Genomic DNA, 17,856 nt, shown 5'->3' on the forward strand with positions numbered 1-17,856 from the left:
GTTGGTTTCGTTATATAGTCTGAAATTAACCATTTTTGCCTGCGCAAGCCCTTGCTTTCAGCTTAATTTTTCCGCGAAAGCGATAAAATAATCCAGATCGGCCTTAGTTGTTGCAATTCCTACCGAGATACGTATGGCCCCTCGCATTTTTTGAAGCGCATTGATAATCTCACGATAGCCGCCGTGCAGATTGCTGCTGAAAAATTCACCCAGTTCTTCAGAAGAAAGGTCGTTGTTGATCTCGTCTATCCCGGGATTGCAGAAACAGCCGGTACGGAGTGAGATGTTGCAGGCATTGGCTTTTTCTTCAACCTCTTCAAACGGAAGTGTTCTGCCGCGGGCATCGTAAAAATTCATGATAAGCGTGCCTCCGGTTTGCTCGCGGTCTGCAGGACCAAAAATGCGCACCTTAGGACTTCCGTCGGGATGTTTTAAAGCTCTTAGATGCGTAAACAAATAGCGTGTAAGCGAATTAACCCGGGCGTTGATGCGCTCAATGCCAATCGCATCAATGTGATCAAGACCTATTTTAAGTGCGGGGATATCCAGGTAATTGAGGGTGCCGTTTTCAAAACGCTCATGATTGCCGGCCAAAAAATGATGCGGCGACTTTACACTGGCCAGTGTCACAGTTCCTCCGGCAAACCAGGGCTTACAGAGTTTGTTGAACTTGGTTTTTTTGACCAAAAGACAACCCAAACCGGTGGGATATCCAAAAATTTTATAGAACGAAATGGACACAAAATCGGGTTTAACCTCCTGTAAATCAAGTCTAGAACTCGGTACGAAAGCAGCCGCATCAAGCAAAACATCCCAGCCTTTTTGCTGGGCTTTTGCCATCCATCCTAAATCGTGCTGTACGCCCGAAACATTGGACTGTGCCGGGTAGGCAAAAAGACGGTTAGAACCGGTATGCGGTATAGATAAGGCTTCTTCAAGAAATTGCCTTTCAACGCGAAGATCCTCAATTTGCATAGGCACATAGCGGTAATTGCCTCCCTTGCTTTTACAGTATTCCCGAATTCCGTTAACCGAGTTGTGATTGTCTGCAAACAACAAATATTCAGAGCCGGGCTGAAACGGATAGCATTCCCCCACAATTTTTAGCGCACCGGAAGCATTCTGGGTAAAAATGCAGAAGTAGTCCTGTGCATTAAAGAAGTCCAACACGCGCTGGCGTGCAGCCTCAACCAGCCGGGTGGCGTGAGTAGATGTGGGATTTGTAGAATGCGGATTCCCAAAGGTGTGCTCTTTGAGGATTTTGTGATGCGCATCAAGCTGACTTGCCGCGTATAAGTTGCCGCCGGTGTAATCCAGATAGACGTGGTTGTGATCGTCAAGGCGGCTGTATTCCGCTTTGCGTAAGCTGTTGAAGAATGACTCGTCCTGGAGCTCAGTCGTTTGGAGTGCGGTAGATTTTCGTTTAAATAGGGAGGCCAGCATGCGTATTGATTTTGAAATAGTCTGTTAGTGGGTGCCAATTTGAAATTTATTTGGAATACAGTCAAGGGGTTATTTTCCCTTTTAACAAAGGGGTTCTACACAAAAACGCGTGCAGAATAACTTTTCAAAGGTGGTTTGCTTTTTTAGACCAAAACATAGGGCAAATGCCGTATTAACTGATGTTGGGCGGAATATTTATCCGTTTGCAAATGCTTACAAACGACTATAAACGAAAGTAACCGCTTAACTACCGGCTGTTTTTTGGCGGCTGTCTAATCTTTGCATCGTCAATCAGTTACAGCAAACGATCTGTAGTGAGGACAAATGAGATTTCCGCCTTCGCGGAAAAAATATATTAACTGTTTAACGTAAAAACAAAAATCATGAGCACATTAAGAAACAAAGTACAGTTGATCGGAAACTTAGGAAATGATCCTGAAATCGTAAATCTGGAGTCAGGCAAAAAGCTGGCGAAATTTAGCATTGCGACCAATGAAACCTACAAAAACACCAAGGGCGAGCGGGTCACAGATACACAATGGCATAATGTAGTTGCCTGGGGTAAAACCGCGGAAATTATCGAAAACTACGCTACCAAAGGAAAAGAGGTTGCCATAGAAGGTAAACTGACGTCGCGTTCTTACGAGACTAAACAAGGCGAGAAGCGTTACATCACCGAGATCGTATGCGACGAATTGTTGCTATTAAGTAAATAGTTTCGATACAATTTTAATTGACTTTTAAGCGTCAAAAATCACTCAGCTGCCTTTTTCGTGTAGTTGAGTGATTTTGTTTTTTACTTCCTGAAATAAATGCCGGTTGCTGAGTGAATGCCCAACGGGCATTTGTATCGAAGCACCGGGATTTATGCTAAAGAATTTCAGACATAGTTTATACTAAAAATCAAGTATTTTTTAAAATCCAAATTTTATGGCGGGATACACCTACATTTTAGAATGCGCAAACGGCTCTTATTATACAGGAAGTACTAAAAATCTGGAGGTGCGTTTGAAACAACATCAGGAAGGAAAAGGAGCTCGGTTTACCGCCAAACATCTTCCGGTTAAACTCGTATATCACGAGTGCCATAGTCGTATTGACGTCGCTTTTTACAGAGAAAAACAAATACAGGGCTGGAGTCGCAAAAAGAAAGAGGCTTTAATTTCTAATCAAACAACTGATCTTGTTTTACTTGCAAAGAAGGATTTTAGTGAACCACTGTAGCTTCGATACAATTTTTAACGATTTGCAATCGCTAAAAATCACTCAGCTACCTTTTTACTTAGGACTAAGTGATATTTTTTCTGAAATAAATGCCGGTTACTGAGTGAATGCCCAGGCATTTGTATCGAAGCACCGGGATTTATGCTAAAGAATTTCAGAAATAGTTCAAGCTAAAAATCAAGTAGTTCTTTTAAGATACAAATTTTATGGCAGGATACACCTACATTTTAGAATGCGCAAACGGCTCTTATTATACAGGAAGTACTAAAAATCTGGAGTTGCGTTTGAAACAACATCAGGAAGGAAAAGGAGCTCGATTTACCGCCAAACATCTTCCGGTTAAACTCGTATATCACGAGAGCCATAGTCGTATTGACGTCGCTTTTTACAGAGAAAAACAAATACAGGGCTGGAGTCGTAAAAAGAAAGAGGCTTTAATTTCTAATCAAACAACTGATCTTGTTTTACTTGCAAAGAAGGATTTTAGTAAACCACTGTAGCTTCGATACAATTTTTAACGATTTGCAATCGCTAAAAATCACTCAGCTACCTTTTTACTTGGAGCTAAGTGATATTTTTTCTGAAATAAATGCCGGTTACTGAGTAAATGCCCAACGGGCATTTGTATATAAACCAATTTATCGTGATTTTGTCGAATCCCCGAATTCTCTTCAATAATTTCCAATATTAAAATCACTCAGTTACCATTAGGGATAACTGAGTGATTTTTTTCTTTCGAGAAATAAATGCCGGTTGCTGAGTGAATGCCCTTGTGGCATTTGTATCGAAGCACGGGCATTTACTTAATCACATTATCCATTACTTCCTGAACCACTTCAGGGTTTAACAGGGTGCTGGTGTCGCCCAGGTTTGAGGTGTCGTTTGAAGCGATTTTACGCAAAATACGACGCATGATTTTTCCGCTTCGGGTTTTGGGGAGGCCGCTGGTAAACTGAATTTTATCCAGTTTTGCAATTGGGCCAATACGGTCTGAAATCAACTGATTGATTTCCTTTCTCAGATTGTCCTGATTTCGGGTTTCTCCGGTTTCTTTCAGAATCACATACCCGTAAAGCGCGTTTCCTTTTACCTCGTGCGGGTAGCCCACGATGGCACTTTCGGCCACTGCGGGGTGTTCGTTAATCGCATCTTCAATGGGCGCGGTTCCCAGATTGTGACCGCTTACGATCACCACATCATCTACCCGACCGGTAATACGATAATAGCCTACGCTATCGCGTAAGGCACCGTCACCGGTAAAATACATGTTTTTAAATGCCGAAAAATAGGTGTCTTTATACCGCTGGTGATTCCCCCAAATGGTGCGCGCCATAGACGGCCAGGGGAATTTGATACACAATCTACCGTCAACCTGATTGCCCTTAATCTCTTTTCCTTCTTCATCCATAAGCGTGGGCTGAATTCCCGGCAACGGCAAGGTCGCAAAGGTTGGGATCGCGGGAGTGGAGTAGGGAATGGGCGAGATCATAATACCGCCGGTTTCCGTCTGCCACCAGGTGTCAACAATGGGGCATTTTTTCTTCCCGATATTTTCATCATACCAGTGCCAGGCTTCCTCATTAATGGGTTCGCCCACGGTGCCCAAAACCTTCAGCGAAGACAAATCGAATTTCTCCACGTGTTCCAGATTTTCTTTGGCCAGAGCGCGTATTGCGGTAGGCGCAGTATAAAACTGCGTTACTTTATGCTTGTCTACGATTTCCCAAAAACGCCCGTAATCGGGATAACTGGGTACGCCTTCAAACATTACCGTGGTGGCGCCATTGGCCAGCGGACCGTAGACAATATAGCTGTGACCGGTGATCCAGCCGATGTCTGCCGTACACCAGTACACATCGCCATCGCGGTATTGAAACACATTTTTAAACGTAAAAGCGGTATAAACCATGTAGCCGGCCGTGGTGTGCACCATACCTTTGGGCGTTCCGGTTGAGCCTGAAGTGTAGAGAATAAACAGCGGGTCTTCGGCATCCATTATTTCGGGTTCGCAAATGGCTTCGGCTTTATCGAGAAGGGGTTGCAACCATTTGTCGCGGCCTTCTTTCATCTCTACTCCGGAATCAATTCGGTTAACAACCAAAACCGTTTCTACACTATCGCATTTTTTCAATCCTTCGTCAACGATTCCTTTTAAATCGATTGTTTTGCTACCGCGAAAAGATCCGTCGCTGGTAATTACCATTTTACAATTGGAATCATTAATACGTGTGGCAAGCGCGGTTGAAGAAAAACCTGCAAACACCACCGAATGTATAGCACCTATACGCGCGCAGGCCAGTACCGCAACCGCGAGTTCGGGGATCATTGGCAAGTAAATACAAACGCGATCGCCTTTTTCAATGCCTTCAGCCTTTAAAACATTAGCCATTTTACACACCCGGTCGTGCAGTTCGTTGTAGGTTATGTGCAGCGCTTCTTCGTCCGGATTATTGGGTTCAAACAAAATAGCCGTTTGATCCCCTCGCGTGCGTAAATGCCGGTCGATGCAGTTTTCGGTGATGTTGAGTTGGGCACCTTCAAACCATTTAAATTCGGGTTTTTCAAAGTCGTAGCTCAACACATTATCCCAGCGTTTGTGCCACATAAAATGCTCTTCGGCGATTTCTTCCCAGTAATTTTCAGGATTGCGCACCGATTTGCGATAGACTTGAAAATATTCTTCTAAATGTTTGATATGGTAATTACTCATGGTTGTAGTCTTAATTGGTATTTAAAAGGCTTAGTAGTTTTAGTTTTCAGCATTAAAATTACTAAATCGATATCGAATCCCTTTGAACAATTCTGCTTAGAAGTCCTGTAATTGCTTAATTTTTTGATAAAAATATCTAAAAATTCGTGCGATTTTAAAACTAAACAGCCTCATTCACCTCGATCCAATACCCATCAGGATCCTGAAAATACACCTGCCGAATTCCATCGTTACGGATGTAATTTTTTTGAGGAGTGTCTTTCCAATCTGAATAGGCAATGCCCAGCGCTTCTAAGTGGGCTATGAATTTGTCTAAACGCGGAGTTGTCAAAGCAAAATGAACAGCTTTGTTGGTTTTAATTTCTGCATCAGGTCTGGGTATCAGATGCAATTGTCTGTCTTCGTCCAGGGCTAACCAGCGTGTCTTTGATTTGGAAGCCGTATTTTCAATTTCGGGAAACTGAAATACCTGCTGATAAAAGGAGACAGCAGTATCAACATCCTTTACGGAAAGGGCGATATGATTGAAGGTAAACTTTGACACTAGATTAGGGATTCTTATTGAAAACTAATGACTCTGCGCTTCTCCCGCACCGCTGGGAATACGAATGTGCTCCACAATTTCCTGAACGCTCTCGGGTGGTGCCGGTGTGAGTCTAGAAACGATTACTGAGATGATCACATTAACCGTCATAGCTACAGTCCCAAAACCTTCTGGCGAAGTATCAAACCACCATTCTGAAGCCGGAAGCGGTTCCATAACGCCGATGAGGCCGGTTTTGAATCGTATCATATAAAACAGCATCAGGATGATACCTACAACCATCCCACTAATGGCGCCTTGTTTGTTCATGCGTTTGTCAAAAATACCCAGAACGATTGCAGGGAAAAATGATGCGGCCGCAAGCCCAAAAGCCAGGGCCACAACCGCGGCCACAAATCCCGGCGGATAAATCCCAAATAAGCCTGCAACGATAATGGCAACAAAAATGCTGATTCGGGCGGCCATCAATTCCCCTTTTTCAGAAATATTGGGTTTCAATTGTTTTTTGATCAGATCGTGAGAGACTGAAGTTGAAATAACCAATAAAAGTCCGGCTGCGGTAGAAAGCGCAGCGGCCAGCCCGCCGGCAGCAACCAAAGCAATCACCCAGGCAGGCAATTGTGCAATTTCCGGATTGGCCAATACCATAATATCCCGGTCTACATAAAGTTCATTGGTTTCGGCTGAAGCATTTGCGATAAGACGTTCTCCGCTGGCACCGCGCGCCTCGGTAAATTCAGGTTTTCCGGTGGTGGCTTCCCCGTTTACATATTGAATTTTTCCGTCCCCGTTTTTATCGCTCCAGGCGATAAGACCGGTGTCTTCCCAGTTTTTAAACCATTGCGGCAAAGCAGTATATTCCTTATTGCTCACGGTTTCGATTAAATTAGTACGGGCAAAAACCGAAACAGCAGGAGCGGTGGTGTATAAAATGGCGATCAGCAAAAGCGCAAGACCGGCAGATTTACGGGCGTCTTTTACTTTAGGCACGGTAAAAAACCGTACGATTACGTGTGGAAGACCCGCCGTCCCGGCCATTAAAGCCAGTGTAATGGCAAAAACATCCCAGGTAGATTTGGTGCCTTCGGTATATTCTTTAAAGCCTAATTGGGTGTGTAGGCTGTCTAGTTTTTCGAGCAGATAGGTGCCGTCTTCCACGCGACCGCCCATCCCGATCTGAGGTATAATATTACCTGTCATTTGGATGGAAATAAAAATCGCCGGTACCATGAATGCGAAAATCAGCACGCAATATTGTGCAACCTGCGTGTAGGTGATGCCTTTCATTCCGCCTAAAAAAGCAAAAACCAAAACCACCGCCATTCCTATAACTACACCGGTGGTTATCTCAACCTGAAGAAACTGCGAAAAAACAATACCCACGCCGCGCATCTGCCCGGCCACGTAAGTAAACGAAACGATGAGTGCACAAATTACCGCAACGGTACGCGCGGTATTTGAGTAATAGCGGTCACCTATAAAATCGGGTACGGTGAACTTGCCAAATTTTCGCAGGTAGGGCGCCAGTAAAAGCGCCAGCAAGACGTAGCCGCCCGTCCATCCCATCAGATACACCGAACCATCGTAACCCGCAAAGGAGATAATACCTGCCATGGAGATGAAAGAAGCGGCGCTCATCCAGTCGGCAGCGGTGGCCATCCCGTTAGCCAGCGGGGAAACCCCGCCACCGGCAACGTAAAATTCTTTGGTAGACCCGGCACGTGCCCAGATGGCGATCCCAAAATACAGGGCAAAAGTGATTCCTACTAAAATCCAGGTCCAGAGTTGAACGCTCATAATTGGGTTGTTTTTGATCCGCAAAGCGGAATTGATATTGGATAGGTTTGAAAAACAGGCTTATTTTTCGTTGTACCCGTGTTTTTTATCAAGACTGTTCATCAGCCAGACGTAAACGAAAATGAGAATGACAAAAACATAAATGCTGCCTTGCTGCGCAAACCAGAAGCCCAGTTTAAAACCTCCTAAACTATATCGATTGAGAAAATCTTTAAAAAGGATGCCGCAGCCAAAGGAAACTGCAAACCAAATGACGAGTAAGACAGCTAAATACTTGAGATTGGCACGCCAGTATTTTCGGGCATTTTCAGGAATGGCCATAATAGGATTATTGTTAATTTTTTACTAATATAATTCATTAATTATAAGTGTGCTAACCGCACTTACCCGTTTTAAGAAAAAACAAGGCATAAAAAAACCTGCTAGAAAAACTAACAGGTTGATTTTTTTGACAATGAGGATGCTTATAAAACAGAAAAGATAAACTTAACTGTTGGTGTGATAAGCAATGTAAATTTTGCACCAGTTTCATTATTTAGAGATCCGCTTACGGCTACAGATGCCTTGCCATCTGCTTTAAGATCTTGTGCCAAAGCATTGAAAAAATCAGATTGCGCCTGGGTAATCGTACCCCCTTCACCAACAGCAATAGTTAAATTGCTAATCGCAGCTGTTTTACCGTCAGATGTCAAAGCACCATTTAAAACAGAACCTTCACCGCTTGTGACTGCAGTTATTTCGTAAGTAAAACCGGTAATGTCTACAGATTTGATTTTACTCTTATACTTCTGAAAATCTGCATTACCGGAAGCATCAATATTAAAGTTGGTGTCAATAGAGTTTTCACCCTGAGTATCTATTGCTATAGAGGTTTTAAAATCATCTTCAACAGTTATATCTGGTGCAGCATCTTCAATGGCATCACACGAGTTAAGTGTCAAGGCGAATAGGCTAAGGGCAAAAAAGGTTTTTAAGGTTTTCATAATACATTTGGGTTGTTAAATTCGTTAACAAAAATAGCGCATCCATTTTATTGTACAAGCACTACACTAAAAAAGGGGAAAAATCACCGCATTTTTAAGGTTGTCTGTTTAAAATCAGGTATTTATTGCATTTTTAGAAATAGATTTCCTGCGCGAGACGATAGGTATTCGCGTGGGCCTCGATGATGATTTTAATATCGGGAGAGTAGCCGCCGCCCATACTCACCTGTACCGGGATTTCGCTTTCGCGAAAGAAGTAAGCTAAATTTCATTTCCTCGTATCTTGGTCCTTCACATTTGAAAAGTCATATTTTTTCAGAGTTCGTTGGAGAACTTTCCAATGATTATTAAGTTGCTTCTTAATTTCAGGAGCGTTTAGTTCTTCAGAAGCCCGATAAGCATACTTTATATAGTTACCTCTATAAATTCTGGTTTCATTCTTTTTGTAGATTTTTCTTTTTTTAATTCCTTGATAGCTATATAGTCGATATATTTTTCTTTTAAACAACGGGGCGTAATCTATTAGTTTTTTTTCTTTGATAGAATTTACACGATTAGATTTTCTTCTAATTGTTTCTTTCATTTCACGGTAAAAGAAGGCAAGATTTTTAGATTTAATCAAAGTTTGATAACCATAAAATTCAAAGCCCAAATAGTTCAAAGGAACATTTCTGAGCAACCCCTCATTAGAAAATTTATAACTCATAAGTTTATCTAATTCTTGAGTATATACGAACTTTTCAGTCTTTTCGGGAGCTATAATCAGATTGATTTTTGCTATTTTTTTATAGACTATGTTTTCAACTTCTTTCTCTTGGCCTTTATCACAAATGACAATTATGTCATCAGAATAACGCCTGTAAAAAACATTTCTTTTTAAGACAAGATCGTTAACCAATCCTTTATCAAACGGCAGCATATAAAGGTTTGCTAGAATAGCACTTATGGGTAAACCTTGCGGAATCCCTGCAATTTTGTTATTGACACGGTTTTCATTTTTATAAATTTGAATATCCGATTCTAATAAATCTTTGATGCTTCTGAAAAAGGAATATTTTTTTATTTTCTTGTTTTTAGCTATTTCTTTCTCATCAAAATGACCTTTGACTGTTCTAAGATCTTTTTGATTTACATAAGAAAATTTAGTAACTGCCTTATATATATTATAATGATCCTTAGGGAGTGATTTTGTTTCTAATAATTCGCACCATATTTTTTTTAATAGCGCGTGGTTTAGGCTTGGAAAGAAATTTTTTATATCAAATGTTAGTGCAACACATTCTTTCCTCCTTTTTATCTCATCAAAAGCATCTTTAGCAAAATGAACATTGTTCTTAAACTTGCCTCCATCATCGGTTAGCATTTGACGGTAAGCTGTAACGCATTCGTTTAATTTGAAATTAGAATTCAAAACTTCCTCATATAGTGGCGCTAATATTTTTTGGGTGTAATAAGAGTAAATATGAGCATCTATATGAGTAGCGTATAAAATGTCTCTTATTTTTTTACTAGGAATAAAGACCCCTCCATCTACTTCCTTATGAGATCTTCTACTCATGCCATTAATTAAAGAAGCTTTGTAACGTCTTTGAGTAATGTGTTTCTGAATTAACGGGGCAAATGAATGATTCTGAACCTTTCTCGGATTGGAGACATACTTCTCAATCTGAGGTCTTTTATTAATAGGAGTTCTATTAGTAAAATGAAGATAACCTCGATCTTTAAACCAGTCTTTTTTGTTTGAATTTGTTGTCATATAAAAAAGTAAGGAAGCTGATTCTCTAGGCGGATCTCACCAAAAACAGAACGTAACATCTCAAAGAGATTGAACCACTAACCGAATTCTCGATTCCCGCTAACTTTTACGTATATAATTAACTCGTTAAGCCCTATGATTTCTCAAATGCTCTTAGAATTAGTAGCCAACATCGCAATTCAATTAATTGACAGATTTGTCAGGTTGAAACTTAAATGGCGCGATTGTTGCAATAATCTAGTCTTGTTTGTTGTTGCATCCAGCTGGATGGAACTAGAAACAATAACAGGTTTCCTAATCTCCTTATTTTATTTATCCCCGAAGGTTGGATTAAGTGATAATTAATATCTACGGTTCAGCCAAATGTTCTATTTCAGCCAACTTCCTTACGTCATCAAATTTAATGTTTCTATATTTATAGAAACTATCTAAACACTAAGACTTTGAATAAATTTACAGTTGGGGATATTGTTACTTTAAATTCTCATAATTTGGCAAATCCAATATCGCCACAAAAGTATGAATCCTTTAGCGATCAATATCCGCCTCTAATGTTGGTCAAGGATGTAACTATAGAAAACGATCAAAAAAAGATTTTTAGTTCATCTGTTCAAGGTGCACAAATAGCCTCAAGAGTTAAATACAAATGCGTTTATTTTAACGAGCATAAGAGCGATTTCATTGAAGTTGTTCTTTATCAAAATTTTTTAGTGCATTTTACTGATTTGTTCTTTAAAAAGAGGGACGATAATAAACCTTCAGACTATAAAACCTTAATTAAAGAAGTTGAAAATTATAAAACTGCCGATTATAAATTTGGGAAAGTTGTTCAATTCAAAACTGCTAAACTAGAACATAGAAAGAATTTTCAAAATTCTTTTAAGTATCCAACTTTCAGATGTCCTGAACTTGTAATTACTGGATTAAAAGAAGAGGAGGAGAAAAACGCTTTCTATGAAAAGGATGGGCTACCTAAAAGAATAGTCCCTACTATTTTATTCAAGGTGACGTGGTTTAATCAAGTTCAAGATAAATTCAGTGAGCAATATCTTCCAAAAGAATTTTTAATTGAACCAATAGCTCCTTTAAAAAAAGTGCCTAAACCTCCAAAATCAAAGTAATCTTAATTAAAAGTAAATCTCCTTAGCCATTCGATAGGTATTCGCGTGGGCCTCGATGATGATTTTAATATCGGGAGAGTAGCCGCCGCCCATACTCACCTGTACCGGGATTTCGCTTTCGCGAAAACAACTCAATGCAAATCGATCACGTTCCCTGCAACCTTCGGGGGTGCAAGACAGCCTTCCGAGTTTATCGGTTTCCAGAATGTCAACACCACTGAGGTAGAAAATAAAATCGGGCTTTACCTGCTCAATCAAGCCAGGCAGGGTTTCTTTCAGCTTTGCTAAATAATAGTCGTCGCCTTTTTTATCGGGAATAGCGATGTCTAAATCTGAAACCTCTTTTTTAAACGGATAGTTGCCCGCGCCGTGCATACTAAAGGTAAAGACTGAAGCGTAGTTTTGAAAAATCTCTGCCGTGCCATTGCCCTGATGTACATCAAGATCTACAATAAGGATTTGCTTGGCTAGTCCGTTTGACTGCAGATAGCGCGCTCCAATCGCCTGATCGTTTAGCAAACAAAAAGCTTCACCGTGATCGCTGTAGGCGTGGTGGGTGCCGCCGGCAATATTGAAACTGATGCCGTGTTCTAAGGCAAACTCACAACCCAAAATGGTGCCCTGTGCAATAATTTGCTCACGATCTACCAACTCCTGAGACAAGGGAAAACCAATTTTTCGCGCTGCGCGCCTGTCCAGATTCAGGGCTTTTAGATTGGTCACATATTCTTGTGTGTGAACGGCCGTGATGTAGCGTTCTTCGGGAAAACCCGGCTCGTAAAAGTTGTCCTGCGTACAGGTGCCTTCGTGCAGGAGCTGCCTGGGGAGCAGTTCATACTTTTCCATCGGGAAGCGGTGCCCTTCGGGTAACGGATGGCGGTAGATGGGATGGTAGGCGATTTTAAGCATTCAATTTATGCAATTTAAGCTGAATCCGTTTCCGCTTGATGTCAACCTCAAGCACTTTAACTACTACCTGTTCCTGAAGACTCACGTGGGCGTTGACATCGCTTACAAAGCCGTCAGCCAGATTGGAGATGTGGATTAACCCGCTTTCTTTGATGCCGATATCTACAAAAGCCCCAAAATTGGTAATGTTATTCACAATTCCCGGAAGCAGTTGTCCTATCTCGAGATCTTCAATTTTGCGAATGTTTTGATTAAAGGTAAAGGCTTTTGCCGGTTCGCGCGGATCGAGACCCGGTTTTTCGAGTTCGTCAAGAATATCTTTCAGCGTAGGCAGCCCCACTTCATCGGTCACAAAATCGTTGAGGTTGATTTTTTTCAATAAAGCCGTATTGCCAATGAGTTCACTCACGGAAACCTTCAGTTTAGATGCCATATCTTCTACCACTTCGTAACGCTCGGGATGTACGGCGGAGTCGTCGAGTGGATTTTCAGCCTGTTTAACGCGCAAAAAACCGGCGGCCTGCTCAAAGGCTTTTGCGCCCAATCGGGGAACATCGAGGATTTGATTTCGCGAAGCGAAAGCCCCGTTTTCATCCCGATAGCTCACAATATTTTCGGCGAGTTTAGGCCCAATGCCCGAAACGTAACTGAGCAGCGGCACACTGGCGGTGTTGAGGTTAACACCTACCGTATTCACACAGCTTTCTACCACGCGGTCGAGTTCGCTTTTTAATTTGGTTTGATCCATATCGTGCTGGTATTGCCCCACACCAATGGACTTTGCGTCTATTTTCACCAATTCGGCGAGTGGATCTGCAAGCCTACGACCAATAGATACCGCACCCCGCACGGTCACATCATAATTGGGAAACTCGTCGCGGGCGATTTTTGAAGCCGAATAAATACTGGCTCCGGCCTCGCTCACTACAAAAACCTCGAGGTCCCGATTAAATTGCATGCGTTTAATAAACTGTTCGGTTTCCCGACTAGCGGTTCCGTTACCAATAGCAATGGCTTCTATCTTGTGTGCATCTACCAAAAAACTGATTTTACGCATCGCGCCTTTAGTGTCGTTTTTAGGTGGGTGCGGGTAGATGGTTTCGTTATGCTGAAGTCCGCCATTTTCATCCAGACACACCACTTTACAACCGGTTCTAAAACCGGGATCTATTGCCAGGATGCGTTTTTCGCCCAAAGGCGAACCCAGCAAGAGTTGGCGGAGGTTTTTGGCAAAAACGGAAATCGCCTCGGCATCTGCTTTTTCCTTAGCAAGACCTAAAGCCTCATTACTCAGCGCCGGAAACAGTAAACGTTTGTAGGCATCAGCTGCGGCGAGTTCGATTTGCTCTGCACAGGCGCCCTTTGATTTAACAATTCGACTGCTTATGTTTTGTAACGCACGCTCGTCATCAATCTCCAGTTTTAAGCGAATAAAACCTTCATTGGCCGCCCGGGTGAGTGCCAGAAAGCGGTGTGAGGGTATGCGGGACAATGATTCATCCCAGTCGAAATAATCTTTGTATTTCAGCGCCTGCTCCTCGTCTTTTTTAGACTTGACCACCTTGGTAATAATCTGGGCGTGGCGTTCTATTTGATTGCGTAGATAATTACGAATATCTGTGCGCTCGTTAATCCATTCTGAGATGATGTGGCGTGCACCCTCCAATGCTTCTTCAACCGAATTTACAGCTTCACTACGATAATTATGCGCGGTGCTCTCCAGATCACGGGCGTTCTGGGCCATAATGATTTTGGCAAGCGGTTCGAGTCCGTTTTCGCGTGCGGTATCGGCTTTGGTTTTTCGTGTTTTTTTATACGGAAGGTATAAGTCTTCTAAAACCGTAGCATCCGTGGTGTTCTCGATTTGTTTTTGAAGTTCGGGCGTTAATACATCCTGTTCTTCTAGGGCTTTTAAGATGGAAGTTTTCCGCTTTTCTAAAGCTTCAAACTGTTCTTTAAACTTGACGATTTCGCCCAACTGTACCTCATCCAGATTTCCCGTGCGCTCCTTCCGATAGCGCGAAATAAAAGGAATGGTAGCGCCTTCTTCCAGCAGTTGAAGGGTGTTTTTAATACCTGCTTCGGGTAAGTTGGTTACAGATTTTAGGTAGGAGAGGATGGTGGGCATGTTGTGTGATATTATTTATTGGTGGCGCTCACTGTGGCGTAGAGGACCACCCCTCTTTCAGCAAAGCTGAAATTTTCCCCTCCTTTTTAAGGAGGGGAGCATTTTAAATCTAACTAATCACCCCACCATTCTTAACCCCGGCAGTATCTGGGTTCATAAATACCAATTTACCTTCAGCATCTTCGGTCATGAGGATCATACCCTGACTTTCTACACCGCGTAAAGCGCGAGGGGCAAGATTTACCAAAACAGTTACCTGTTTCCCGATAATATCTTCCGGTTTAAAGCTTTCGGCTATGCCTGAAACTATAGTCCGTACATCAATACCGGTGTCAACTTTTAGAACCAGTAATTTCTTGGTTTTCGGCATTTTTTCGGCTTCCAAAATAGTACCTACACGCAGATCGAGCTTGGTGAAATCATCAAACTGAATGGTGTCTTTTTGCGGTGTTACCGCTGTATTTTCGGCTTGATTGCTCATTTTGGTGGCTTCGAGTTTATCGAGTTGTTTTTGTATTTGTTCGTCTTCAATCTTGCTAAACAAGAGGGCGGCGGCATTAATGGTATGACCTACCGGAAGCAGGTCTATTTTTTCGCCAAGACACTTCCAGCTTAAAGGCTTTGGCAGACGCATCAACGGATTTTCACTTTCGATATTGAGCATATCTTTCAGCGTTTTTGCTGTATGAGGCAGGAAGGGTTCGCTTAAAACCGCCAGTGTCGCTGCGATTTGCAGGGCAACGTACATCACGGTCTGGGTGCGTTCTGCATCGGTTTTTACAGTTTTCCAGGGCTCTGCGTCAGCGAGATACTTGTTTCCTAAACGCGCAACATTCATCAGTTCGTTTTGCGCTTCGCGGAAACGGTACCGCTCTATCGAACTCGCGATAACCGCGGGATAAGCTTTCATTTCGGCCAGCGCCTGATCGTCTTCTTCGGTAAAGTTTGAAGCCTGTGGAATTTTCCCTTCGTAATATTTATTGGTCAATACCACCACGCGGTTGATGAAATTCCCAAAAATCGCCACGAGTTCGTTGTTGTTACGCGCCTGAAAGTCATTCCACGTAAAGTCGTTATCCTTAGTCTCGGGTGCATTTGCGGTGAGTGTATAGCGTAACACGTCTTGCTGTCCCGGGAAATCCTGAAGGTACTCGTGCAGCCATACCGCCCAGTTTTTGGAGGTCGAAAGCTTATTGCCTTCCAGGTTTAGAAATTCGTTTGCAGGCACGTTATCGGGCAAAATGTAACTGCCTTCCGCCTTAAGCATACTTGGGAAAATGATGCAGTGAAAAACGATGTTGTCTTTCCCGATAAAGTGTACCAGTTTGGTGTCATCGGCCTTCCAGTAGTCTTCCCAGTTTTTGCCTTCGCGCGCGGCCCATTCTTTAGTTGAAGAAATATAACCAATAGGTGCATCAAACCACACGTAAAGTACTTTGCCTTCTGCGCCTTCAACCGGTACGGGAATTCCCCAATCCAGATCGCGGGTCACCGCACGTGGGCGAAGGCCATCGTCGATCCACGATTTACACTGGCCGTAAACATTCGATTTCCAGTCTTTTTTATGGTCTTCAAGAATCCATTGCTTCAGAAAATCTTCATAGCGTTCTAAAGGTAAAAACCAGTGTCGGGTTTCCTTTAAAACCGGCTTAGCGCCTGAAATAGTTGATTTGGGATTGATCAAATCGGTCGCGTTAAGCGACGAACCGCAATTTTCGCACTGATCGCCGTAGGCTTCCTCGTGGCCACATTTTGGGCAGGTGCCGGTCACAAACCGGTCTGCCAGATATTGATTGGCTTCCGGGTCGTAGAGTTGCTCGGTCACTTCTTCAATAAAGTCTCCTTTTTCATAAAGGGTCTTAAAAAAGTCTGAAGCCGTATCGTGATGTACCTGTGCTGAGGTACGGGAATAATTGTCAAACGAAATCCCAAATTCCTGAAAAGAATCTTTGATGATTTTATGGTATTTATCTACCACTTCCTGCGGAGAAATGCCCTCTTTTTTTGCTTTGATGCTTATGGCCACCCCGTGCTCGTCGCTTCCGCAGATATAGGCGACATCTTTATCAAGTCCACGCAAATAGCGTGCATAGATATCGGCGGGTACATAAACACCTGCCAAATGGCCTATATGTATAGGGCCGTTTGTGTAGGGCAAAGCAGCAGTGATGGTATATCTCTTAGGATCCATAAGGTTCAAAATTTTGTGCGGCAAAGATACCATTATGCGATTAAACCTACTAACCGCTACAGCTACAAATACAAAGTGCGTATATTAGTGTTTTGACGGGAATCTTTATTTTTGATTCTATTAAAACTGAAATGTATGTTGACCCCACCCTTTTTAAAAGCCGGAGATAAAGTAGGTATTGTGTGTACCGCCCGTAAAATTGATCGTGACGAACTCGAAGATGGTATTGCAATGCTTAAAAGTTGTGGTTTGGTCCCGGTTTTGGGTAAGACTATTGGAGCGAAAGATGATCAGTTTGGGGGTGATGATGCCTTGCGTGCCCAGGACTTGCAAAATATGCTTGATGATGAAGAAATACGCGCAGTGTGGTGTGCACGGGGCGGTTATGGTACGGTACGTATCATAGATGCCATCAACTTCTATAAATTTGTTAAATACCCGAAGTGGATTATTGGGTATAGCGATATAACGGTGTTGCATTCTCAGATTCATAAATTGGGTTTTGAGACCATTCACGCGGTGATGCCGGTAGGAATCGCAAAGAATACCGCTTTGTCGAAACAAACGCTTGAGAATGCCTGGTTTGGTAAGCCCTTGCACTATCACATCCCGGCATCGCCGCTTAACCGTCTGGGGCAGGGAAGGGGTGAACTGGTGGGCGGAAATATATCTATTTTGTACTCCCTTTGCGGAAGCGCGAGTTCTATAGATACCGATAATAAGATCCTCTTTTTAGAAGATCTTGACGAATACCTCTACCACGTTGACCGTATGATGGTAAACCTGAAGCGTAACGGGATGCTGCGCAATATTAGAGGACTTATCGTGGGCGGACTCACCAAAATGCACGACAACTCGATTCCTTTTGGAAAGACTGCACAGGAAATCGTACTGGATGCAGTGGCCGAATACGAATATCCGGTGTGTTTTGATTTTCCGGCGGGTCATCTGGACGATAACCGGGCCCTGATTTTTGGCCGCGACACTTCTTTTGAAGTCAATGAACGTGGCGCTAAAATCTATTTTGAGGCGGCCGAAAGCTAGACACGG

Annotated in this window: 15 protein-coding genes and 1 pseudogene; 5 read left to right on the plus strand and 11 right to left on the minus strand. The window is 42.6% G+C overall.

Annotated elements, in window-relative coordinates; translation table 11 throughout:
* Positions 1 to 57 precede the first annotated feature (57 nt).
* Positions 58 to 1,443 carry an aminotransferase class V-fold PLP-dependent enzyme gene (locus ACSSS3_RS08525; RefSeq protein ID WP_442847214.1) on the minus strand — a complete coding sequence of 462 codons (1,386 nt, stop codon included), beginning with the start codon at positions 1,441 to 1,443 and terminating at the stop codon, positions 58 to 60.
* Between the two features lie 383 nt (positions 1,444 to 1,826).
* Between ACSSS3_RS08525 and ACSSS3_RS08530 the strand changes: the two genes are divergently transcribed.
* The 3 genes from ACSSS3_RS08530 (at position 1,827) to ACSSS3_RS08540 (ending at position 3,167) form a co-directional block, all read left to right on the plus strand.
* Positions 1,827 to 2,159: a single-stranded DNA-binding protein gene (locus ACSSS3_RS08530; protein ID WP_228228543.1), complete on the plus strand. Its 333-nt coding sequence runs from the start codon at positions 1,827 to 1,829 to the stop codon at positions 2,157 to 2,159.
* Positions 2,160 to 2,373: 214 nt separating this feature from the next.
* Entirely contained in the window at positions 2,374 to 2,667 is a 294-nt protein-coding gene (locus tag ACSSS3_RS08535; RefSeq protein WP_442847215.1) for a GIY-YIG nuclease family protein, read from the plus strand.
* A gap of 206 nt (positions 2,668 to 2,873) precedes the next feature.
* A complete protein-coding gene (locus ACSSS3_RS08540; RefSeq protein WP_442847216.1) occupies positions 2,874 to 3,167 on the plus strand; it encodes a GIY-YIG nuclease family protein in 294 nt (97 codons plus the stop codon).
* Between the two features lie 299 nt (positions 3,168 to 3,466).
* On the opposite strand, the gene acs is transcribed toward ACSSS3_RS08540, so the two are convergent.
* From acs to ACSSS3_RS08575, 7 genes and pseudogenes are all read right to left on the minus strand, one after another.
* Complete coding sequence (acs, locus tag ACSSS3_RS08545) at positions 3,467 to 5,377, minus strand: acetate--CoA ligase (RefSeq protein ID WP_442847217.1); 1,911 nt, start codon at positions 5,375 to 5,377, stop codon at positions 3,467 to 3,469.
* 160 nt (positions 5,378 to 5,537) lie between these two features.
* The gene (locus ACSSS3_RS08550) at positions 5,538 to 5,921 is read right to left on the minus strand and encodes a VOC family protein (RefSeq protein ID WP_442847218.1); all 384 of its coding nucleotides are present in this window, start codon (positions 5,919 to 5,921) and stop codon (positions 5,538 to 5,540) included.
* Positions 5,922 to 5,945: 24 nt separating this feature from the next.
* Positions 5,946 to 7,718 carry a sodium:solute symporter family protein gene (locus tag ACSSS3_RS08555; protein WP_442847219.1) on the minus strand — a complete coding sequence of 591 codons (1,773 nt, stop codon included), beginning with the start codon at positions 7,716 to 7,718 and terminating at the stop codon, positions 5,946 to 5,948.
* Between the two features lie 60 nt (positions 7,719 to 7,778).
* Positions 7,779 to 8,039 carry a DUF4212 domain-containing protein gene (locus tag ACSSS3_RS08560; RefSeq protein WP_442847220.1) on the minus strand — a complete coding sequence of 87 codons (261 nt, stop codon included), beginning with the start codon at positions 8,037 to 8,039 and terminating at the stop codon, positions 7,779 to 7,781.
* A 143-nt stretch (positions 8,040 to 8,182) separates the two neighbouring features.
* On the minus strand, positions 8,183 to 8,701 hold the full coding sequence (locus ACSSS3_RS08565) for a hypothetical protein (RefSeq protein ID WP_228228549.1): 519 nt from the start codon (positions 8,699 to 8,701) through the stop codon (positions 8,183 to 8,185).
* A 133-nt stretch (positions 8,702 to 8,834) separates the two neighbouring features.
* A pseudogene (locus tag ACSSS3_RS08570) lies at positions 8,835 to 8,948 on the minus strand (histone deacetylase); the annotation flags it as partial.
* A 21-nt stretch (positions 8,949 to 8,969) separates the two neighbouring features.
* Entirely contained in the window at positions 8,970 to 10,457 is a 1,488-nt protein-coding gene (locus ACSSS3_RS08575; protein WP_442847221.1) for a reverse transcriptase domain-containing protein, read from the minus strand.
* A gap of 443 nt (positions 10,458 to 10,900) precedes the next feature.
* Between ACSSS3_RS08575 and ACSSS3_RS08580 the strand changes: the two genes are divergently transcribed.
* Positions 10,901 to 11,578 carry a hypothetical protein gene (locus ACSSS3_RS08580; RefSeq protein ID WP_442847222.1) on the plus strand — a complete coding sequence of 226 codons (678 nt, stop codon included), beginning with the start codon at positions 10,901 to 10,903 and terminating at the stop codon, positions 11,576 to 11,578.
* Between the two features lie 6 nt (positions 11,579 to 11,584).
* Here the strand turns inward: ACSSS3_RS08580 and ACSSS3_RS08585 are convergent, their stop codons facing one another.
* From ACSSS3_RS08585 to metG, 3 genes are all read right to left on the minus strand, one after another.
* Entirely contained in the window at positions 11,585 to 12,487 is a 903-nt protein-coding gene (locus ACSSS3_RS08585) for a histone deacetylase family protein (RefSeq protein ID WP_442847223.1), read from the minus strand.
* Positions 12,480 to 14,615 carry a Tex family protein gene (locus ACSSS3_RS08590; RefSeq protein ID WP_442847224.1) on the minus strand — a complete coding sequence of 712 codons (2,136 nt, stop codon included), beginning with the start codon at positions 14,613 to 14,615 and terminating at the stop codon, positions 12,480 to 12,482. The genes ACSSS3_RS08585 and ACSSS3_RS08590 overlap by 8 nt, the downstream gene beginning before the upstream one ends.
* A gap of 109 nt (positions 14,616 to 14,724) precedes the next feature.
* Positions 14,725 to 16,806: a methionine--tRNA ligase gene (gene metG, locus ACSSS3_RS08595; RefSeq protein ID WP_442847225.1), complete on the minus strand. Its 2,082-nt coding sequence runs from the start codon at positions 16,804 to 16,806 to the stop codon at positions 14,725 to 14,727.
* A 135-nt stretch (positions 16,807 to 16,941) separates the two neighbouring features.
* Here metG and ACSSS3_RS08600 point away from each other — a divergent pair, with 135 nt between their 5' ends.
* Positions 16,942 to 17,850: a S66 peptidase family protein gene (locus tag ACSSS3_RS08600; RefSeq protein ID WP_442847226.1), complete on the plus strand. Its 909-nt coding sequence runs from the start codon at positions 16,942 to 16,944 to the stop codon at positions 17,848 to 17,850.
* Positions 17,851 to 17,856: the final 6 nt, after the last annotated feature.

The sequence above is a fragment of the Leeuwenhoekiella sp. H156 genome (assembly GCF_052218455.1).
In the GTDB taxonomy this organism is placed as follows: Bacteria; Bacteroidota; Bacteroidia; order Flavobacteriales; family Flavobacteriaceae; genus Leeuwenhoekiella; species Leeuwenhoekiella parthenopeia.